Consider the following 19,952-nt stretch of genomic DNA (forward strand, 5'->3'; position numbering starts at 1 on the left):
TTTTAATCAGGGTGTCCCGCGTTCGAGTCGCGGATGGGTCACCATATAACAAACTTAATAAGGCCCATTGGTCAAGCGGTCAAGACACCGCCCTTTCACGGCGGTAACAGGGGTTCGATTCCCCTATGGGTCACCAAAATTTGGGATTATAGCTCAGCTGGGAGAGCACCTGCCTTACAAGCAGGGGGTCACAGGTTCGAGCCCTGTTAATCCCACCATTTGCGGCCTGGTAGTTCAGTTGGTTAGAATGCCAGCCTGTCACGCTGGAGGTCGAGGGTTCGAGTCCCTTCCAGGTCGCCAAATTAATTTGTGAGAAAAATGTATATGCTAGTGTGGCTCAACGGTAGAGCAGCTGACTTGTAATCAGCAGGTTGTAGGTTCGATTCCTATCACTAGCTCCAATAAAAAATAACCTTAGGTATATACCTAAGGTTATTTTTTATTACAAACTATTTAATTTTACTTTCCCATCTTAAGTCATTTCCTACAAATTTAATTACTCTAAAGCTATCCAAAATTCTAGATAAAGTTCTTTGAGTATAAACTTTACCTATTTCCATAGGTGATAAGTTTGTAGATATTATCGTTTTCTTTCCTTCAACTAATCGAGAGTTTACTATATTAAATAGCTCGCTATTAGTAAAGGAATTAGTAACTTCTGTTCCTAAATCATCTATTATAAGAAGATCACATTCAAATAAATTTTTATAATTTTCTTCATTAATTACATCATTGCCTTTTTTAAACTTGTAGCTTTCTAATATATCCAAGATTTTAAATGATGTTTGATATATTACAACATAGCCTTTGTCTAGAAGCTCCTTAGCTATACAGTTACACATAAATGTTTTTCCTAATCCTGTTGAACCATAAAAAAGTAGGTTTTCTTCATTGTCATTTTCAAACTGTAAAACGAAATTTTCACATATAGATAGAATTGTTAAAATGTTTTCCCTAGGAGATATAGTACCATTTTCTGATTTAGAATTAGAAAATATAGATATATCAAAGTTTGAGAAGTTTTCTTTGTTTAACAATCTATCTAAATTAGACATTTTATAAGCTTCATTTATTATTTCCTGTTTAAGGCAATTACACTTTTCTCCATTAGATAAAAAACCCTTATCTTTACATGAGTCACAGTAGTACTTTAATTCTAAATAGTCAAGAGGTATGCCGTATTTAGATAATATTTCTTCTTTTTGATTTTTTAGATTATTCATCTTGTTTTTAGATTCATTTACAAGATTTTCACGCTTTTTAGGATCTAATAGAACAGCTCTTGCTAATTGTAAGCCTGTTTTAGATATTTCTTCGTCTATTTTTTTTATTTCTGAAATTTTATCATAAACTTCTTGTTTTCTTTTTTGAAGTGCATAGTCGTCATTATCTCTTCTTCTTTCATACTTTAAGAGTATTTCCCTTAACTTACTATCATTCATTTAATCACCTACTTAAATTTTTCTTTTTGGCTAGCTTCTATTAATTTTTCAAGTTCTTCAGGACTATATTTTGTAAAAGTTTCTTCAAAATTGTGAAACTTAGTTTTTGTATAAGTATTTGTTTGTTTATTTTGTTTTGGATGGCTATATTGTTTCGATTGATTATTTTGTATATTATCATTTGACTCTACATCCTTTATATTCTTGAATCCTTTTTCATTCCAACTTTTTAATACCCCATTTATATAAGCTATAGAAGGATTTGAAGTGTTTTTAGACTTAGAGCAGGCTTGTAATATAAGTTCTATATCAAAGTTCATTTTATCAATCCAATTATCTATAGTTTCCTTTTCTGACTTAGAAGGCTCCCTAGAAAATCCAAGTTCATTAAATATAGTTTTATATATAATATATCGTTCATTTCTAGTTGATAAAGATTCTTGTAAATCTTCAGGAGTATATATCTTAGCATCATACCAATTACGTATTATACCTTCTATATAATTAACTGTTTTTACTCCTCTTTTTTCTTTTGCAAATTCATATGCCATTTTTATCATATCTGGATTCATATTATATTTATCCATCATATCTAATATTTGAATTTTTTCATTTGGAACTAAAGGCCTGTTTATTGTTTCGTTTATAGAATTAAACATCTTTTGAACTTTAGGATTTTCATTTATGGATATTAAATCCTCTGTATTGCTATTTTTAGGCTGATTAGGTTTTAATATATTTTCTATATATAATTTCTTTAGATCTAAAAATTCAACAGAATAATCATATTCAGTTTTTTCATAATTTTTCTGCTTTCTTATAATACCTTTAGATTCCCAAAAATCCCAAGCGGCTAATACATCTGATAAAGGTACATTTAAATTTCTAGCTATAGAATTATTATTAAAATTAGGGTTATAAGATGAGTCACAAGCATATCTATATCCTAAGAGATAAACTTTGACGTATAAACCATTTGCCATGGGCATAAATATATCTATGAATATATTGTCAACAGGAGTTTCGCCTAAATCTATCTCATTAACTTCTTTAATGAACATACAAATCACCTCAGCATAAATTATAACACAAAATACAGTACAAAATTAGGTTATAGAAAATTAAAAAATTTATTCATTATTAAACAAGGAGGGAAATTATTTTGATTATAGTAATAACAAAAAAGGCAAGGAGAATATTTAGTTTATTATTATGTATAGCTATATTAATATGTGGATTTAATATATATAATAAACGTTATAAAGAAACATCTGCATTTAATAATATAAAAGAAGAACAAATAAATAATTATAGAATTAATGCAATATTTGATGAAGAAAGCAAGAGAATTATGTCTAGTCAAGTAGTTACATATGTAAACAATACAGGAGAAAATTTGAATGATATATATTTTCATATATACCCTAATGCCTTTTCAAAACCAGAATATGCACCTTTTGAAAAAGGCGAATTAAAGCAGGCATATCCTAAGGGGTTTAATGAAGGATACATAGATATAAAGAGAGTAGCTAATAAAAATAACATATTAGATTACAAAATAATGGGAGCTAAAGAAGATGTATTAGAAGTTAAACTAGATAAGAATTTAAAACCAAAGGATAAAATAGAAATAGAAATAAAGTATACAATAAAACTACCTAATTCAGTAGGTAGATTTGGATATGGAAATGACACTATAAATGTTACTAACTGGTTTCCTATAGCTTGTGTTTATGATGAGAGAGGTTGGAATACAAGCAGTTATGAATCTATAGGAGATCCATTTTATAGTGAGGTAAGTAATTATCAGGTAGATATATTGACTCCTAAAAAGTATGTTTTGGCCACTACTGGAAATATAGAAGATAAAAAAGTAAGTGAAGAAAAGACACTATACAAAGTTACTGCAAATAATGTCAGGGACTTTGCATTTATATTAAGTGACAAATTTAAGGTGAAATCAGATAATGTAGGTAAAACAAAAGTATTTAGCTATTATTTAAATGATAGTATGGGGGATATATCTTTAGATATGGCAAAGGAATCAATAAAGGTATTTAATAAATTATTTGGGCAATATCCACATGAAACTTATTCTGTTATAGCGAGTGACTTCTTTATAGGAGGAATGGAATATCCAACCTTAGTAATGATAGATAAAACATTATATAACAATAAGAGTAAGTTTATTTTAGAGTATATTATAGCGCATGAAACAGCACACCAATGGTGGTATTCAACTGTAGGTAATGATGAAATAAGTGAACCTTGGATAGATGAAGCTTTAACTGAGTACTCTACTGTATTGTATTTTGAACAAAGATATGGCAAAAACGCAAAACAGGAATTGATGAATCAGATGATTTATCAGTCAAAAAATCATTCTGTAGAAGATATATTTAAGCCTACTACAGAATACAAAGATTCTATAGATTATAGTTTAGGGGTATACACTAAAGGCGCAGTAGTATTTGATAATATAAGAGAAGATGTTGGAGATGAATTGTTTTTTAATGTTCTTCAACAGTATTATAAAATGTACTCATTTAAAAATGTAAGTGGAGACGAATTTGTTCAAATTTGGAGCAAAGAAGGGGTAGATATAAACAAGATGATAAGTCAATATAAATAAATTTCCATAAATAAGTCTTTGAATTTTTATTCAAAGACTTGTTTTTTTTGGTATAATATATCCTATGGCATGACGGAAAGGGGAACATTATGTTTAAATATTGTTCAGTAGGAAGTGGAAGTAGTGGCAACTGTCACTATGTAGGATATAAAAATACTAATTTAATTATAGATGCTGGATTAAGTGGAAAAAGAATAGAAACAAATTTATCTAAGGCTGATGTAGATATAAAAACTGTAAAAGGGATACTTATAACTCATGAGCATTCAGACCATATTAAAGGGGCTGGGATATTATCTAGAAAGCATGATATACCTATATATGCTAATAAAAATACTTGGGAAGCTATGAAAGATAAAATAGGAAATGTAAAGGATTATAATATAAAAATATTTGAAAGTAATAAACAATTTGAAATAGAAGATATTCTTATCAAACCATTTTTAATAGGTCATGATGCAGCAGAACCGGTAGCGTATAATTTCTATAATGGTAAGGAAAAAATATCAATAGCAACTGACCTAGGATGTATAAATGATAGTATAAGAGACAATGTATTTGATTCTAAATTAGTTGTATTAGAATCAAATTATGATGAGAGCATGTTAATGATGGGATCATACCCTTATTATTTGAAAAGAAGAGTATTATCAAGTAAAGGCCATCTTTCTAATGAGGATGCAGCAAACTTTTGTACGGAATTAATAAAAAAAGGGACACAGACAATATTACTGGCTCATTTAAGTAAGGAAAATAACTTCCCGGAATTAGCATATGAAACATCTAAGGGAATACTTAGTCAAAATAATATAAAAGTTGATAAAGATGTAAAACTTAAGGTTTTATTAAGAGAAGAATTATCAGAGCTATATGCTGTGTAAGGGAGTACTATATGAATATAAAAATAATAAGTGTAGGAAAAATAAAGGAAAAGTATATTAAGTTAGGAATAGATGAGTTTAGCAAAAGGCTATCTAAATACTGTAAACTAGATATAGTAGAAGTAGACGATGAAAAGGCACCAGAAAATTTAAGTGAAAAAGAAATGGATATAATAAAATATAAAGAAGGTCAAAAAATATTAGGTAACATTAAGAATAACACCTACGTAATAGCTTTAGCTATAGATGGGAAAAATTTATCTTCTGAAGAATTAGCAGATAAAATGAGTAACTTAAGTATAAGTGGAAACAGTAATATAGCATTTGTAATAGGTGGGTCCTTGGGTCTGTCTAAAGATGTATTAGATAGATCTGATTTTAAGCTGTCGTTTTCAAAGATGACATTTCCACATCAACTTATGAGGCTTATTTTATTAGAGCAAGTGTATAGAGGGTTTAGAATAATTAAAAATGAACCGTACCATAAGTAACGGAGCTTTTTATAGCTTTTAAACTAAAAGTCCTTATCATATTATAAAGAGTTTGAAATTATTTAAATTAACTAGAAAATGTCACGCAGAGCGTGACATTTTCTAGTTGTGATTATTAAGAGCGCTTTTATCCATTTTATTTGATATTATACATATTTTAAAGTTTATGATACCCTAGTGTATTTCTAATTTTGGACTAAATAATCAATAATTATGCAGTGAGAGTATATAAAAGGCATATAGTAAGGTATATTTATGGGAATAGATGTGTTTTATAACTTAAGGGATAAATTTATATCCAATTCCCCAAACAGTTAATATATGATTAGGGGATTTAAAATTATCCTCGATTTTTTTTCTTAAATTATGTATATATACCATAATTGCATTTTCATCAATAATAGTTTCGTCCCAAATATTTTTGTAAATTTGCTGTTTAGTAAAAACTTGATGAGGATTTTCTATAAAAAAATTCATTATCTGAGTCTCTTTATAAGATAAATCAATTAAAATTCCGTCTTTATAAAGCTTATAAGTTTTCAAATCGAACTTAAAAGATCCTCTAATAATAAAGCTTGATGGAGAAATCTGTAGCTTATTAAATTCTTTATAGATTCGAAGTTGAGCTTTTATATGAGCATTTAAAACAGCAGGGCTAAAAGGTTTAGTAATATAATTATCTGCACCAAGGCCTAGACCTAGAATTTTATCATAATCTTCGCTTCGTCCACTTAAAAGAAGTATAGAGGACTTAACTTCAAGGTTTTTAATTTCTTTAATTAATTCGAATCCATTATAATCTCCTAGCATGACATCTAAAATAATTAAATCAAACACTTTATTTTTAAGGATTTCAAGAGCTAATTCGCCGCAAGAGGCTTCTTCAAATAAATAATTTTCATGAGCTAAACTTTTCTTTACTAATTTTCTTATGTATTCTTCATCATCAACAATAAGAATTTTTTCTTTTGCCATATAAAGCCTCCTAGAGATTATATAAAGACTTAGATTCTAACCATAAAATATGTTATTATAATAACATATTTTATGGTGATTTTCAATTTATCCAGATTCAGAGGTTTAATATATGGAGGTATTTATTTGAAACATAACAGATCATTTTTCAAAACAGCATTAATCATATATTTAATATTGTTACCAATATTGATATTAATTGGATATAAGAACTTTTCACACCATAAGGATACCGTAGTAAGACAACAACAAGAACATCTTTTAACAATAGCAAAATCTATTTCAAGTAATATAAACGTATATTTTAATGATAAGACTGATAATCTATACTTATTATCACAAAATCTTGTAATAACGGACGCATTAAATGAGAATGAAACTATAAGAAAATATAGATTATGCCAAGTCACGATGCAAGATTTTTATAAAAAGTATGGCGATGAAATGGAGAGTATTTCACTATTAAATGATAAAGGAATGTTGGTATATAAGTATCCTGAGAATAGTCATAAAAAAGAAATAACAATAGATGATTCTACAATAAATAATGTATTAAAAAATAAAAAGGCATTTATCACAAAAGAATATGAAATTAAACCACACCAATTTGTAATTAGCATACTACAGCCAGTTGTTAAACATAATAAGGTCACTGGTATTTTAGTTAGTACAATCGATATAAATAAGTTATATAAGAGCTTAATTGATCCAATAAAGGCAGGGAAAAAAGGATATGCAATGATAAAGAATAGAGAAGGCATAATTGTAATGCATCCTGTAACGGAGCAAATAGGAATAGAATCAATAAGAGTAAGAAAAGAAAGGTTTCCAGAGTTTGATTGGAAGGAGTTAGAGGATTTAAATCGTAAACAACTAGAGGAAAAGGAAGGATACCATATTTACCACTCAAAATGGTGGCAGGATAATGAACTTAAACGGATAAAAAAAGTAAGTGCATATACAACTATACAAAATGATAGTATTTCTTGGATTATATCTGTACAAATGGACTATTCGGAAATTGAGCAACCAATTAAAGGAACACTTATCAATATTTCTCTAATTGCTGTAATTATTATAATTTTTATATTAGTAGCAACCTATATAATTTTTAAAATAGACAAGGAGCGAAAGGCCCTAGAAATAGAGGCTAAGTATCTAAAGGAATTAAACAAAGCTTGGGATAAACTTATTAAAAGTGAAGCTAGATTAAAGCATTCTCAAAAGCTTCAAACTATTGGAATGTTAACTAGTGGAATTGCTCATGAATTTAGAAATTTATTATCACCTATACTTGGTTATTCAGAAATAATATTAGAAAATATAGATAGTGAGGAGAGTATAACGGAAGATGTAATAGAAATAAAGAAAAGTGCTTTAAGAGGAAAAGAAATTATAGAACAAATTTTAAAATTTAGCAGGAATGAAAATGGTATAGATAAATTTAAGCTTTTAGAAATAGAGTACGTTATAAAGGAAAGTATTAAACTAATAAGATCTATTATACCTAACAATATAAAGATAGTAGAAAATATTAGTAGCAACGATATGGTACTTGGAAGTGCAACTCAATTAGAGCAAGTTTTGATTAACTTGTATACAAATTCATATCACGCTATGAAAAAAAATGGAGGTATATTGGAAATTAACGTAGAAAGGGTGTATATTAATTCACAGAGATATAATGAACTTAATTTGGGGGAAGGCACATATGTTAAGATACAAGTCAAGGATGCTGGTGTAGGTATGGATAAAGAAATATTGAGTCAAATATTTAATCCATTTTTTACAACAAAGGAAACAGGAGAAGGTACGGGTTTGGGATTATCTGTCGTCCAAGGGATTGTTAAGAAGCATAATGGGAATATTATTTTAAAAAGTCATATAAATGTAGGTACAGTTGCAGAGATATATTTACCTTCCGTAAAATATATTAAAGATGCATAAAAATAAATTTCATATTATATTAAAAGGTTTGCGTATTTATAAGAATATGCAAACCTTTTTGTGCTTAATTTAGAATAAATTTTTATATTCTTAATAAAATTTAAGATTTACTAAGAATATTTTAAGATTTGCTTATTATAATCTACCTTAGAGTAAGTTAAATAACAAACAAGATAGGAGGAAAAGGCAATGAAAAACTTTAAAAGAATTATAGCTACATGCCTTTCATTAGTAATGATATTGCTAATGGTAGGGTGTCAATCAACTGCAAGTAATGAGAATAGCGGGGTTTTTATAGGAGAAGCTAAGGGTAAAAATGGAAAAATTAAAATGGAAGTTACAATTGAAGATTCTAACATTAAAAACATCGAGGTTGTAGAAAATAATGAATCTGATTTCACAAAAAGTGTCTTTGAACAACTACCAAAAGATATTATAAATGCTAATACAGCAGATGTAGATGTTATTTCAGGTGCAACCCTTACATCAAATGCTATAATTGAAGCAGTTAAGAATGCTATAGAAAAATCGGGTATCATATTAGCAGCAAAAGCTACTTCAAAGGTAAGTGATAAGGAAGAAGATACATCTACCGATATTGTAATAATAGGAGCAGGTGGAGCTGGTCTTACAGCTGCAATTGAAGCTACTAAAGAAGGTAAGGAAGTAATAGTAGTTGAGAAAAATTCCTTTATGGGTGGAAATACAAATTATGCTACAGGTGGAATGAATGCTGCAGGAACAAAATATCAAGAAGCTGAGGGAATAAAAGATACTCCAGAGCTTTTTTATAAAGATACAATGGAAGGCGGACATAATTTAAACGATCCTGAATTATTAAAAACACTTACAGAGCAGTCAGCAGAAGCTATATATTGGCTTGAAGGTTTGGGAGCAGATTTATCAAAAATATCAAGATCTGGTGGACAGAGTGTTGATAGAATTCATACAACAAAAGACGGAGCACCTATAGGAAGTTATCTTATCAGTGTTTTTGAAGAAAATATTGATAAGTTAGGAATAGATGTTAGAGTAAACACAAAAGCAGTAGAAATACTTTCAGAGGGAAACAAGGTAAGTGGTATAAAGGTAGAAAATTCACAGGGACAACAATATAAAATAAATGCAAAGGCAGTTATTATTGCAAGTGGAGGTTTTGGAGCTAATAAAGAACTAGTTACTAAATATAAGCCAGAATTAAAAGACTTTAGTACAACAAATCAACCAGGTGCTACTGGTGATGCTTTTAAAATGGTTGAAAAACTAGATGTAGATTTAGTTGACATGGAACAAATTCAAATTCATCCAACTGCGGTAGGAAATGAATTAATTTCAGAAGGAGTAAGAGGAGAAGGTGCTATACTTGTTAATAAGGCAGGAAAAAGATTTATAAACGAACTTGAAACTCGTGATACTGTGTCTAAAGCAATTTTAAGTCAAGAAGATAAAAAAGCTTTCTTAGTACTAGATTCAGGAGTAGTTAGTAGATTAGCTGCTATTAAGAAGTATAAAGATGCTGGATTAATAACAGAAGCATCATCTTTAAAGGAACTAGCAGAAAAAGTAGGTGTTAGTGCAGAGGAACTAGAAAAAACTGTAAAAAATTATAATAGTTATTTTAAAAATAAGAATGATAAGGAATTTGGTAGAAGAGTCTTAGCTGGAGAATTAAATAAAGGTCCTTTCTATGTAGCGGAAGTTAAACCAGCAATTCACCACACTATGGGTGGAATTAAGATAAATACAAAAGCAGAAGTTTTAAATAATTCAGGTGAAATAGTAGAAGGCTTATTTGCTGCAGGAGAAGTTACTGGCGGTGTACACGGAGGTAATAGACTAGGCGGAAATGCTGTAGCTGATATAACTATATTCGGTAGAATTGCAGGTAAGAGCGCAGTTGATTTTATAAAATAAATAGATTTGTACATATTCAAAACAGATTTAGCACTTAGAAGTGCTGAGTCTGTTTTTTAGTTTTTATATAATTAAATAGGTCTACTGTTGAAGGCCACGAATAAATGTTATTCAGATAAAGGTATCAGTGGTAAATGTATAAATGCTAGACCCGTATTAGAAGAAATGTTAAAAGGAATAACTGATGTAGAATTAGCTCTTTCGATCATAAATTAATTAGATAAAGTAGGAAAATAGGTTTTGAGAAGAGAAGATATTGAACTAGAAAAATTAAATCATATAATAAAATCATGGATAAATGAAAACTAAATCTGTATTAAGATAGACTTTATACTTTTTGACGAGGTCTTAAAGGCATAGTATATAGTATAAAAACCTCATTTGAAGGTGATACGTGGAACCATATCATAAGTAAATATAAAAATATTATAGAATTATCTATAGAATAAAAGGAAATGGCAAAGTTAAAAAACAATGCCATTTTCTTTTATTCTATAGGAATTATAATCAATAAAGTATAATAGTGTAAGTAATTTTATATCATATAGCAAATAAGGTGTAATTAATATGTCCTAAGTATAAATGTAATAATAACTAAAATAGTCATGTGTGCAGGATAAAAAACATAGCCAATATACTTATTAAGCCTAACTCTGCTTGAATTTATCCTTTCAAAACTCAAGATAGGAATTAATGCAAGAGCTCCCCATGCATTAAAATAGTATTTTTGAATTTGCGAGAATCCGTTTTGAAAGCTAAGTTGACTCAATGCAAATTTTATATTGAAGAAATTGTTCCAAAGTATTGTCAATGAATATTGAGAGTTAAATAGGGCAACTCTGTAATAAACATGGAATGAGTATAATAATAAAATGCCCATTATAAGAGCCTTATAATTTTCCTTGAAGATATGAAACAATAAAACTAAAGTTAATGCAAGTAAGCCATATTCCAAAGAAAAACCTTTTACAATGAAGCTTATTACTTCAGGAAGGATGATTATTGCAACAGCCAATATGAGCAAGAATATTCCATATAAAAGGTGCTTATAATTTCTATCCTCAATGAAATTCTTAATCCTTAAGATTCCCATATCATAAACATAAAGCAATCCTATGGCTGTAATAAATGTAAACAGTACATTAAAATGAACAGGATTAAATTTAAGGTCTGGATTAAAAAAGGAATATGGTATTTGCGTTATTAAAGCAAATAAGGAAAGCCTAAAAACATATTTTTTGAGATTAGAGGTCTTAGAGTATCCTAACGCAATTTGATAGGCGAATATAGGAAAAGCCAATCTGCCTATAATTCTGAAAATAACCTCATCTGGAAAATACATATATCCAATATGATCAATAAGCATTGTTACAAATGCCAGGAGCTTTAATATATCATTGCGATGCGTATTTCTCTGTAGAACTTCTTTTTCAATAAGCGATGTTTCAATCATAATGTCCCCCTATAATGTATATTTATTCCAAATAATTATAACACTTATAATCTAAATTAATATCCTAAAATTTACAGATAAGTTGGTAATTTATGTAATTATGTATTAAGATTATAGTGTAAATATTTACATACTAAAAACAAGGGGGATAAAGGTTTGAAAAGCTATATAAAAACAATATTTTTATTAACTGCAATGATACTAGTGATAATTATTTCAACAGGTTGTCAGAAACAAACAGCATATGATACGGTTGAATCCTACGGGGATAAATGGGGAAAAAATGACTATGAAGGTATGTATAAAATGCTTTCAAGTAATGCAAAAGAAAGAATAAGTAAAGATGAATTTATAAGTAGACACACTAATATATATAACGGAATAGAAGCAGAAAATATAGATATAAGAATTAAAGACGAAGATAAAGATAAGTCTAATATACATTTTTCTATTAATATGGATACATTAGCAGGGAAGTTAGAGATATCAGATTATATTGTAGTTATGAAAAAGGAAAAGCTAGATGGTAATAATCAGTGGACAGTAGATTGGAATGAATCTATGATATTTCCGGGTATGGATAAAGACGATAAGGTTAGCGTAGAACGATTTAACGCTAAACGTGGAGAGATATATGATAGAAATGGGAAAGGATTAGCTATAAATGATACAGTTATTAATATAGGGATACACCCGAATAAGTTTGAACAAAACAAAGAGTCTAGCATATCTCAGATGGCCAAGATATTAGATATTAAAGAATCATATATAGAAGATAAGTTAAGTAAAAATAGTAATCCTGAAAACTTTGTTCCAATAGTCAAAGTATTACCAAGTGAAAAAGATAAAATAGCTCAAGTTATGGAAATACAAGGAGTATTACATACTAAGTCAGAGGGAAGAGTATATCCTGGAGGAGAAGCATTTGGTTCTTTAGTAGGGTATATTAGACCGATAAATGCAGATGAGTTAGAAAAAAGAAAAGGACAAGGCTATAGCTCTACTAGTATGTTGGGAATAATTGGGTTAGAGCAAGAATATGAAAAAAGACTTAAAGAAGATAAGGGTGGAGTAATATATATATCAAAACAAGAAAATGGGAAAGAAATAGAAAAAATTGAAATTGCTAAAAAACAACCTAAAAATGGAGAGGATATAAAGTTATCTATAGATTTTGAAATACAAAAGAAAATATATGATGAAATGAATAAAGACCTAGGGGCTTCTACAGCAATAAATCCTAAAAATGGAGAAATATTAGCTATGGTAAGCTCTCCATCATTCGACTCAAATTTATATACTACATATATACCTGAAAGCCTAAGAAAGGAATGGGAAGATAACTCAAATAAACAATTTGAAAATAGATTTAATAATGTATATTCTCCGGGATCTACCTTTAAGCTTATTACTGCTGCAGTAGGCTTAGAAAAGGGAATTATAAATCCTAATGAATCTGTAGAGATAAATGGAAGTAAGTGGCAACCTAATGCTTCTTGGGGAGATTATAAAGTTACTAGAGTTTCAGATACAAAGAATTCTGTTAATTTAAATGATGCATTTATATATTCTGATAACATATATTTTGCCATGAAAGCCCTTGAAATAGGGAAAGATAATTTTATAAAAGAAGCTAGTAAGTTTGGATTTAATGAAAGATTACCAATAGACTATACTATAGAGAAATCAAAGATAGCTAAAGATAATATTATTAAAGATGATATGTTATTAGCTAATACAGGTTATGGGCAAGGAGAGGTACTTATGAGTCCTCTACATGTAGCTTTAGTATACAGTTCTATTGTAAACGATGGAAATATTATGACACCAATACTAGAAATTAAAGAAGAAAAAAATCATAAGGTATGGAAGAAAAATGTGATTTCAAAAGAAAATGCAAAAGTTTTATTAAATTCTCTTACCGAAGTTATTGAAAATAAATTAGGTACAGGTCACGATGCTAAAATTAATGGAGTACAATTAGCAGGTAAAACGGGGACAGCTGAACTAAAGAAGAGTTTAGATGATAAAGAAGGAAAAGAAAATGGATGGTTTGTTTGTATGGATACAGATAACCCTGAAATAGTAGTGTCTATGATTATAGAAGATGTGAAAAATCGCGGCGGAAGTCATTATGTTGTTTCTAAGGTAAAAAATATAATGGATTACTATTTAAATAAGTAAAGGATTATTGCTTCAGTATAAATAAATAGAGCGTAAAAGGGACTAACTTTATTAAAGTTAGTCCCTTTTTATATCCAAGAATTCAATAGCGTAAATTAAAGGCTCTTAAAGATAAAATCTCCAAAATGAAAGATTTAATATATATAATTCATTTTATTGTATTTTTAAAAAATACAAAAAACATATTGATTATTTATAAAATGTGTAATATTATATGTTTAAGGCGAAATGGACATATTTATATTAAAAAATAATTAAACCAAAAGTGAATTATAAATTAAATATCATGCAAAATATATTTAAATATTTAAAGAATGAATGTATAAACCTTATAAATAACTAACCTAAGGAGGTAAAGAAGTATATGTGTATAATAAATAAAATAAATTCTAAAGAGATAAAAATAGTAGATACAACATTAAGAGATGGCGAACAAACTGCAGGAGTTGTATTTGCAAATCATGAAAAGGTTATGATTGCACAAATGCTAAGTGATCTTGGGATAAACCAATTAGAGGTTGGTATACCGGCTATGGGTGGAGATGAAAAAGAAACTATTAAAGCTATATGTAAAAGAAATTTAAAATCTAGTATTATGGCATGGAACAGAGCGGTAATAAAAGATATAGAGCACTCTATTGATTGTGGTGTAGATGCTGTAGCTATATCAGTATCAGTATCAGATATTCATATAAAGAACAAATTAAAAACATCTAGAGAATGGGTAATAGAAAACATGGTGAAATCTGTCGAGTACGCAAAGAAAAATGGATTATACATATCTGTAAATGGAGAAGACGCATCTAGAGCAGATTTAGATTTTTTAACGCAATTTATAGAAGCAGCAAAAGGTGCAGGGGCAGATAGATTTAGATACTGTGATACAGTAGGTGTAATGGAGCCATTTACTATTAGAAAAAATATAGAAAAATTATATGAAAGAACTAAATTTGATATAGAAATGCATACTCACAATGATTTTGGAATGGCAACTGCTAATGCTTTAGCGGGGGTAGCCGGTGGTGCAAACTATATAGGTGTTACAGTAAATGGATTAGGTGAAAGAGCAGGGAATGCAGCGTTAGAAGAGGTATTAATGTCTCTTAAACATGTTTATGGATATGGCATAAATATAGACACTAGAAAGTTTAAAGAATTATCTGAGTACGTTTCACGAGCATCAGGAAGAGAACTTCCTGCATGGAAGGCGATAGTTGGAAGTAACATGTTTAGACATGAGTCAGGTATACATGCAGACGGAGCTTTAAAGAATCCTAAAAACTACGAAGCCTTTGATCCAAGTGAAGTAGGGCTTGAAAGACAAATTGTAATAGGAAAGCACTCAGGAAAGGCAGCTATAGTAAATAAGTTTCTAGAATATGATATTGAACTTTCCGATATTATGGCAAGTGAATTGTTAGAAAAGATTAGATCTTTTTCTATAGGAATGAAGAGAAGTCTATTTGATAAAGAGATAGTTCAAATATATCATGATTTGGTAAATTATAAAAATTTGAACAGGGGGTAAGAACATTGACAGAAAACTTGGTTTATAAAATTTTAAAAAAACATTTAGTAGAAGGAAATCTTAACTCAGAGAATTCAGTAGGTATAAAAATAGACCAAACACTAACACAAGATTCAACAGGAACTATGGCTTATCTTCAATTAGAAGCTATGGGTATAGATAAAGTAAAAACAAAAAGAAGCGTAGCCTTTGTAGACCATAATATGCTCCAACAAGGATTTGAAAATGCCGATGATCATAAATATATACAAACAGTAGCTGACAAACATGGAGTATATTTCTCAAGGCCTGGAAACGGGATTTGCCATCAAGTGTTTTTAGAAAGATTTTCAACTCCTGGGGATACACTTTTAGGATCAGATAGTCATACTCCAACTGCCGGAGGAGTAGGAATGATTGCAATTGGAGCAGGAGGACTTGATGTTGCATTAGCAATGGCTGGAGGTACATACTATATAAACACGCCTAAGATTTGTAAAGTAAATTTAATAGGAAGGCTAAATAATATGGTATCTTCTAAGGACATCATATTAGAGGTACTTAGAAAAGTAAGTGTTAAAGGTGGAGTAGGAAAAATATTTGAATACTGTGGAGAAAGTTTAAAATATTTATCAGTACCTCAAAGAGCGACAATAACAAATATGGGAGCAGAATTAGGAGCTACAACCTCAATATTCCCAAGTGATGAAAGAACACTAGAATTTTTCAAGGCTCAAGGAAGAGAAAATGAATGGATAGAACTAAAGGCAGATGAAGATGCAACTTACGATGAAGAAATTACTATAGATTTATCAAAGTTAAAACCATTAGCAGCTATACCTCATAGTCCTGATAATGTAGATGATATTGAAAATATTGGAGAAATTAAGATAGATCAAGTAGCAATAGGAAGTTGCACAAATTCTTCATATGAAGACTTAATGAAGGTAGCTCAAATATTAAAAGGGCATAAGGTTCATAACGATGTAAGTTTAGTTATAGCTCCAGGTTCAAGACAAGTTATGGAGATGCTAGCTAGAAATGGAGCTTTGGCAGATATAATAAGTTCAGGAGCTAGAATTTTAGAAAATTCATGTGGTCCATGTATAGGAATGGGTCAATCTCCTGGAACTAACTCGGTTTCACTGAGAACATTTAACAGAAACTTCTATGGTAGAAGTGGAACATTATCAGCAGATGTATATTTAGTAAGTCCTGAAACAGCAGCAGTAAGTGCCATATATGGAAAGCTAACAGACCCAAGCAAATTCGATGTGAAATTTGAAAATTTAACAGTAGATAAATTTTTAATAGATGATAGTATGATTATAAAACCTTCAACTAATGGAAAAAATGTAGAAGTTGTTAGAGGGCCAAATATAAAGCCATTCCCTGTAAATAAAGAATTAGAAGAAGAATTAGAAGGGAACATTATATTAAAAGTAGAGGACAACATTACAACAGACCATATAATGCCATCAGATTCAAAATTACTTCCATTTAGAAGCAATATACCTCATCTTTCAAATTATTGCTTCAATACTATAGATACAGAATTCCCGAAGAGAGCAAAGGATAATGCTGGAGGATTTATAGTTGGAGGAGACAATTACGGTCAAGGTTCAAGTAGAGAACATGCAGCCTTAGCACCTCTTTATCTTGGTGTTAAAGGAGTAATAGTAAAAAGTTTTGCAAGAATTCATAAAGCAAATTTAATAAATAGCGGAATAATTCCTATGGAATTTTGTGATGACAAAGATTATGAAAACTTAGCTCTTTTAGATAAATTACAAATAGCAGATATATTAAATAAGTTAGATTCTAATGAAGTAGAAGTAAGAAATATGACTAAAGGAAATTCATTTAAAGTTAAATTAGATTTATCATCGAAAGAAGTAGAAGTACTGAAAGCCGGAGGGAAGTTAAACTATACAAAGATAAAAGCAGAGTAACTAAAAGACTGGAGGATTGGAGTATGTATAAAATAACGCTCATACCAGGAGACGGAATAGGTCCAGAAGTATCAAAGGCTATGAAAAGAGTAGTGGAAGCTACTGGAGTTAATATAGAATGGGAAGAAATAAATGCAGGGGAAGGCGTTATGGAGGAGTATGGGACTCCACTTCCACAACATGTAATAGATATTATAAAAAAGAATAAAGTTGCAATAAAAGGACCAGTAACTACCCCTGTTGGCAAGGGTTTTAGAAGTGTAAATGTAACACTTAGACAAGAATTAGATTTATATGTAAATTTAAGACCTGTTAAAAGTTTTAAAGGTATAAAGAGTAGATATGAAAATGTAGATTTAGTAATAGTTAGAGAAAATACAGAAGACCTATATGCAGGAATAGAGCACAAACTTGGTGACTATGGAGCTGAAAGCATAAAAATAATAACAAAAGGAGCAAGTGAAAGAATAGTAGATTTTGCTTGTAAATATGTAAAAGATAACAAAAGAGACAAATTAACAGCAGTACATAAGGCAAATATAATGAAGTTATCAGATGGATTATTTTTAAGTGTATTTAGAGATATAGCATCAAAATACGATATAGAATCTGATGATTTAATAGTAGATGCAGCTGCTATGAACCTTGTATTAAATCCAGAAAAATATGATGTTATGGTAATGCCAAATCTTTATGGTGATATACTATCTGATTTGTGTGCAGGACTTGTTGGAGGACTTGGTATAATACCTGGAGCAAATATAGGCAAAGAATATGCTATATTTGAGGCAGTTCATGGGAGTGCTCCTCAAATAGCAGGTCAAAATAAGGCTAATCCAACTGCTCTTATTCAGTCTGCAGTTATGATGCTTAGATATATAGGTGAATATGACAATGCAAAAAGAATTGAGGATGCTTTATCAGAGGTGTTTTTAAGAGGTGAAAAGATTACCGTAGATCTTGGGGGTAGTGCTAGTACTGACGAATTTGCTGATGAGATTTGCAAGTATATTTAAAATATAAATATTATATAAAAAGAGTTGCCTTAAATGAATCTAGTCATATTAAGGCAACTCTTTATTTTAAAGCAGTTTTTCTATATGTACTATAATATCTTTAGGTTCTGAAGTAGGCTCAAATCTATCTACTACATTTCCGTTTCTATCTACTAAAAACTTAGTAAAGTTCCATTTTACTGAATTTCCTTCTAAAATATCGGGGAAGTTTTTTTCCAAAATATCAGTTAAAGGTTGTCCAATTGGGTGATTTAAGTCAAAACCTTTAAAAGGAACAGATTCACTTAAATATTTAAATAGTGGATGAGCATTATCTCCTCTTACATCTGTCTTTTCAAATAATGGGAATGTAACTCCATAGTTAAGTGAACAGAAATTCTTTACTTCGCTATTCTCGCCAGGTTCTTGTTCAGCAAATTGATTGCTTGGAAAACCTAATATCTCAAGTCCTTGTGATTTATATTTTTTGTATATTTCTTCAAGTCCTTCATATTGAGGAGTAAATCCACATTTACTTGCAGTATTAACTATAAGTAATACCTTGCCTTTGTATTGTTCAAAAGTTATTTCATCTCCATCTATTGTTTTTGCTTTAAAATCGTAAATTGACATAACAATACCTCCATTTATTTTATTTTTACGAAGGGAATAATAATAAACCCTAGATATTAATAATTTACCCAGATAAATACATATTAAACTATTGATATAAAATAAATTAAAGGTAAAATAGTATAGGGCGATAACTTATATAAGTAATAAAATATAAAAAGGGGAATGATTAAATGAATTATATAGTGTATTTAATTAATGGGGAAAAGATAGCTACATTTACTAGTGACTGGAAATTTAAAGAGAAGGAACAAATATTTATTCATTTAAAAGATGGTAAGAAGAACTTTGTAATAAAACATATTACACATGATTTAGGGCTAAATAATGAACATGTTATTAGATTATATGGACATGAAAAGAAAGTATATTAAGAAATTTTAAGGTATAGTTTTAATGGAATATAGTGTTTTTTAGTAATGTTTGATAATATATAACTAACTGCATTTAATATAACATTAAAAAAGAGGTGCTATATGAGAGATATTTACAAAATACATTATAATTCGCCTTTAGGACTAATACAAATAACGGCATTAAAGGATAAAATATTATCGTTAGATTTTGTTGAAGATAAAGATTATATAAATGAAGATGTTCCTAATATACTTAAAGAAGCATATAAGCAGCTAGATGAATACTTTAAAGGAATTAGGAAAAATTTTGATTTAGATTTATTTTTTGGTGGAACAGAATTTCAAAATAAAGTTTGGAATGAACTATGCAATATACCTTATGGTGAAACAGCAACATACAAAGATATGGCTATAAGAATAGGAAATGAAAAAGCTTGTAGGGCAGTAGGGAATGCTAATAATAAGAATAATATAGGTATAATTATACCTTGTCATAGAGTTATAGGCAGCAATGGAAAGTTAGTAGGCTATGAAGGCGGGTTATGGAGAAAAGAATGGTTGTTAGAACATGAAAAAAGACATAGATAATT

Annotated in this window: 17 protein-coding genes and 4 tRNA genes; 16 read left to right on the top strand and 5 right to left on the bottom strand. The window is 29.4% G+C overall.

What is annotated here, in order from left to right:
• The first annotated feature begins 61 nt into the window (after positions 1-61).
• The 4 genes from BS62_RS11885 (at position 62) to BS62_RS11900 (ending at position 401) form a co-directional block, all read left to right on the top strand.
• Positions 62-136, top strand: a tRNA-Glu gene (locus tag BS62_RS11885).
• A gap of 6 nt (positions 137-142) precedes the next feature.
• Positions 143-218 (top strand) — tRNA-Val (locus BS62_RS11890).
• A gap of 5 nt (positions 219-223) precedes the next feature.
• Positions 224-300: transfer RNA gene (locus tag BS62_RS11895), tRNA-Asp, on the top strand.
• 26 nt (positions 301-326) lie between these two features.
• Positions 327-401, top strand: a tRNA-Thr gene (locus BS62_RS11900).
• 48 nt (positions 402-449) lie between these two features.
• Here BS62_RS11900 and BS62_RS11905 read toward each other — a convergent pair.
• Positions 450-1,442, bottom strand: coding sequence for an ATP-binding protein (locus BS62_RS11905; protein WP_496491499.1), 993 nt, complete (start codon positions 1,440-1,442; stop codon positions 450-452).
• Positions 1,443-1,450: 8 nt separating this feature from the next.
• Positions 1,451-2,503: a DnaD domain protein gene (locus BS62_RS11910; RefSeq protein WP_496491500.1), complete on the bottom strand. Its 1,053-nt coding sequence runs from the start codon at positions 2,501-2,503 to the stop codon at positions 1,451-1,453.
• A 101-nt stretch (positions 2,504-2,604) separates the two neighbouring features.
• Between BS62_RS11910 and BS62_RS11915 the strand changes: the two genes are divergently transcribed.
• The 3 genes from BS62_RS11915 to rlmH all read left to right on the top strand — a co-directional run bounded on the left by BS62_RS11915 (position 2,605) and on the right by rlmH (position 5,446).
• On the top strand, positions 2,605-4,074 hold the full coding sequence (locus BS62_RS11915; RefSeq protein ID WP_496491501.1) for a M1 family metallopeptidase: 1,470 nt from the start codon (positions 2,605-2,607) through the stop codon (positions 4,072-4,074).
• An 89-nt stretch (positions 4,075-4,163) separates the two neighbouring features.
• The gene (locus tag BS62_RS11920; RefSeq protein ID WP_496491502.1) at positions 4,164-4,955 is read left to right on the top strand and encodes an MBL fold metallo-hydrolase; all 792 of its coding nucleotides are present in this window, start codon (positions 4,164-4,166) and stop codon (positions 4,953-4,955) included.
• An 11-nt stretch (positions 4,956-4,966) separates the two neighbouring features.
• Positions 4,967-5,446, top strand: coding sequence for a 23S rRNA (pseudouridine(1915)-N(3))-methyltransferase RlmH (gene rlmH / locus BS62_RS11925; protein ID WP_496491503.1), 480 nt, complete (start codon positions 4,967-4,969; stop codon positions 5,444-5,446).
• Positions 5,447-5,725: 279 nt separating this feature from the next.
• On the opposite strand, the gene BS62_RS11930 is transcribed toward rlmH, so the two are convergent.
• Positions 5,726-6,421, bottom strand: a complete 696-nt coding sequence (locus tag BS62_RS11930; protein ID WP_496491504.1) for a response regulator transcription factor — start codon at positions 6,419-6,421, stop codon at positions 5,726-5,728.
• A gap of 126 nt (positions 6,422-6,547) precedes the next feature.
• On the opposite strand from BS62_RS11930, the gene BS62_RS11935 reads away from it, so the two are divergent.
• The 3 genes from BS62_RS11935 to BS62_RS11945 all read left to right on the top strand — a co-directional run bounded on the left by BS62_RS11935 (position 6,548) and on the right by BS62_RS11945 (position 10,498).
• Positions 6,548-8,368 (top strand): cache domain-containing protein, encoded by a 1,821-nt coding sequence (locus BS62_RS11935; RefSeq protein WP_496491505.1) that lies wholly within the window; start codon positions 6,548-6,550, stop codon positions 8,366-8,368.
• Between the two features lie 189 nt (positions 8,369-8,557).
• Complete coding sequence (locus tag BS62_RS11940) at positions 8,558-10,282, top strand: flavocytochrome c (protein ID WP_496491506.1); 1,725 nt, start codon at positions 8,558-8,560, stop codon at positions 10,280-10,282.
• A gap of 87 nt (positions 10,283-10,369) precedes the next feature.
• A complete protein-coding gene (locus BS62_RS11945; protein ID WP_496491507.1) occupies positions 10,370-10,498 on the top strand; it encodes a hypothetical protein in 129 nt (42 codons plus the stop codon).
• A gap of 346 nt (positions 10,499-10,844) precedes the next feature.
• Here the strand turns inward: BS62_RS11945 and BS62_RS11950 are convergent, their stop codons facing one another.
• Positions 10,845-11,735 carry a TraX family protein gene (locus BS62_RS11950; protein ID WP_496491508.1) on the bottom strand — a complete coding sequence of 297 codons (891 nt, stop codon included), beginning with the start codon at positions 11,733-11,735 and terminating at the stop codon, positions 10,845-10,847.
• A 156-nt stretch (positions 11,736-11,891) separates the two neighbouring features.
• Between BS62_RS11950 and BS62_RS11955 the strand changes: the two genes are divergently transcribed.
• The 4 genes from BS62_RS11955 to BS62_RS11970 all read left to right on the top strand — a co-directional run bounded on the left by BS62_RS11955 (position 11,892) and on the right by BS62_RS11970 (position 18,394).
• Entirely contained in the window at positions 11,892-13,919 is a 2,028-nt protein-coding gene (locus tag BS62_RS11955; RefSeq protein ID WP_496491509.1) for a penicillin-binding transpeptidase domain-containing protein, read from the top strand.
• A 364-nt stretch (positions 13,920-14,283) separates the two neighbouring features.
• Complete coding sequence (gene nifV / locus BS62_RS11960; protein WP_496491510.1) at positions 14,284-15,447, top strand: homocitrate synthase; 1,164 nt, start codon at positions 14,284-14,286, stop codon at positions 15,445-15,447.
• A 5-nt stretch (positions 15,448-15,452) separates the two neighbouring features.
• Positions 15,453-17,378 carry an aconitate hydratase gene (locus tag BS62_RS11965; protein ID WP_496491511.1) on the top strand — a complete coding sequence of 642 codons (1,926 nt, stop codon included), beginning with the start codon at positions 15,453-15,455 and terminating at the stop codon, positions 17,376-17,378.
• A gap of 23 nt (positions 17,379-17,401) precedes the next feature.
• The gene (locus tag BS62_RS11970; RefSeq protein ID WP_496491512.1) at positions 17,402-18,394 is read left to right on the top strand and encodes an isocitrate/isopropylmalate dehydrogenase family protein; all 993 of its coding nucleotides are present in this window, start codon (positions 17,402-17,404) and stop codon (positions 18,392-18,394) included.
• Positions 18,395-18,460: 66 nt separating this feature from the next.
• Here BS62_RS11970 and BS62_RS11975 read toward each other — a convergent pair whose 3' ends face one another.
• The gene (locus tag BS62_RS11975) at positions 18,461-19,006 is read right to left on the bottom strand and encodes a glutathione peroxidase (RefSeq protein WP_496491513.1); all 546 of its coding nucleotides are present in this window, start codon (positions 19,004-19,006) and stop codon (positions 18,461-18,463) included.
• A 173-nt stretch (positions 19,007-19,179) separates the two neighbouring features.
• Here BS62_RS11975 and BS62_RS11980 point away from each other — a divergent pair, with 173 nt between their 5' ends.
• Both BS62_RS11980 and BS62_RS11985 read left to right on the top strand, forming a co-directional pair.
• Positions 19,180-19,380, top strand: a complete 201-nt coding sequence (locus BS62_RS11980; protein WP_496491514.1) for a hypothetical protein — start codon at positions 19,180-19,182, stop codon at positions 19,378-19,380.
• A gap of 102 nt (positions 19,381-19,482) precedes the next feature.
• Positions 19,483-19,950, top strand: a complete 468-nt coding sequence (locus BS62_RS11985) for a methylated-DNA--[protein]-cysteine S-methyltransferase (RefSeq protein WP_496491515.1) — start codon at positions 19,483-19,485, stop codon at positions 19,948-19,950.
• Positions 19,951-19,952 lie beyond the last annotated feature (2 nt).

This window comes from Sporacetigenium mesophilum DSM 16796 (assembly GCF_059569055.1).

What these genes read in the sequence shown, in the direction of transcription:
- BS62_RS11905 (WP_496491499.1), bottom strand. Translation starts at nt 1,442, where the DNA reads ATGAATGATAGTAAGTTAAGGGAAATACTCTTAAAGTATGAAAGAAGA.
- BS62_RS11910 (WP_496491500.1), bottom strand. Translation starts at nt 2,503, where the DNA reads ATGTTCATTAAAGAAGTTAATGAGATAGATTTAGGCGAAACTCCTGTT.
- BS62_RS11920 (WP_496491502.1), top strand. Translation starts at nt 4,164, where the DNA reads ATGTTTAAATATTGTTCAGTAGGAAGTGGAAGTAGTGGCAACTGTCAC.
- rlmH (WP_496491503.1), top strand. Translation starts at nt 4,967, where the DNA reads ATGAATATAAAAATAATAAGTGTAGGAAAAATAAAGGAAAAGTATATT.
- BS62_RS11930 (WP_496491504.1), bottom strand. Translation starts at nt 6,421, where the DNA reads ATGGCAAAAGAAAAAATTCTTATTGTTGATGATGAAGAATACATAAGA.
- BS62_RS11940 (WP_496491506.1), top strand. Translation starts at nt 8,558, where the DNA reads ATGAAAAACTTTAAAAGAATTATAGCTACATGCCTTTCATTAGTAATG.
- BS62_RS11950 (WP_496491508.1), bottom strand. Translation starts at nt 11,735, where the DNA reads ATGATTGAAACATCGCTTATTGAAAAAGAAGTTCTACAGAGAAATACG.
- nifV (WP_496491510.1), top strand. Translation starts at nt 14,284, where the DNA reads ATGTGTATAATAAATAAAATAAATTCTAAAGAGATAAAAATAGTAGAT.
- BS62_RS11970 (WP_496491512.1), top strand. Translation starts at nt 17,402, where the DNA reads ATGTATAAAATAACGCTCATACCAGGAGACGGAATAGGTCCAGAAGTA.
- BS62_RS11975 (WP_496491513.1), bottom strand. Translation starts at nt 19,006, where the DNA reads ATGTCAATTTACGATTTTAAAGCAAAAACAATAGATGGAGATGAAATA.
- BS62_RS11980 (WP_496491514.1), top strand. Translation starts at nt 19,180, where the DNA reads ATGAATTATATAGTGTATTTAATTAATGGGGAAAAGATAGCTACATTT.
- BS62_RS11985 (WP_496491515.1), top strand. Translation starts at nt 19,483, where the DNA reads ATGAGAGATATTTACAAAATACATTATAATTCGCCTTTAGGACTAATA.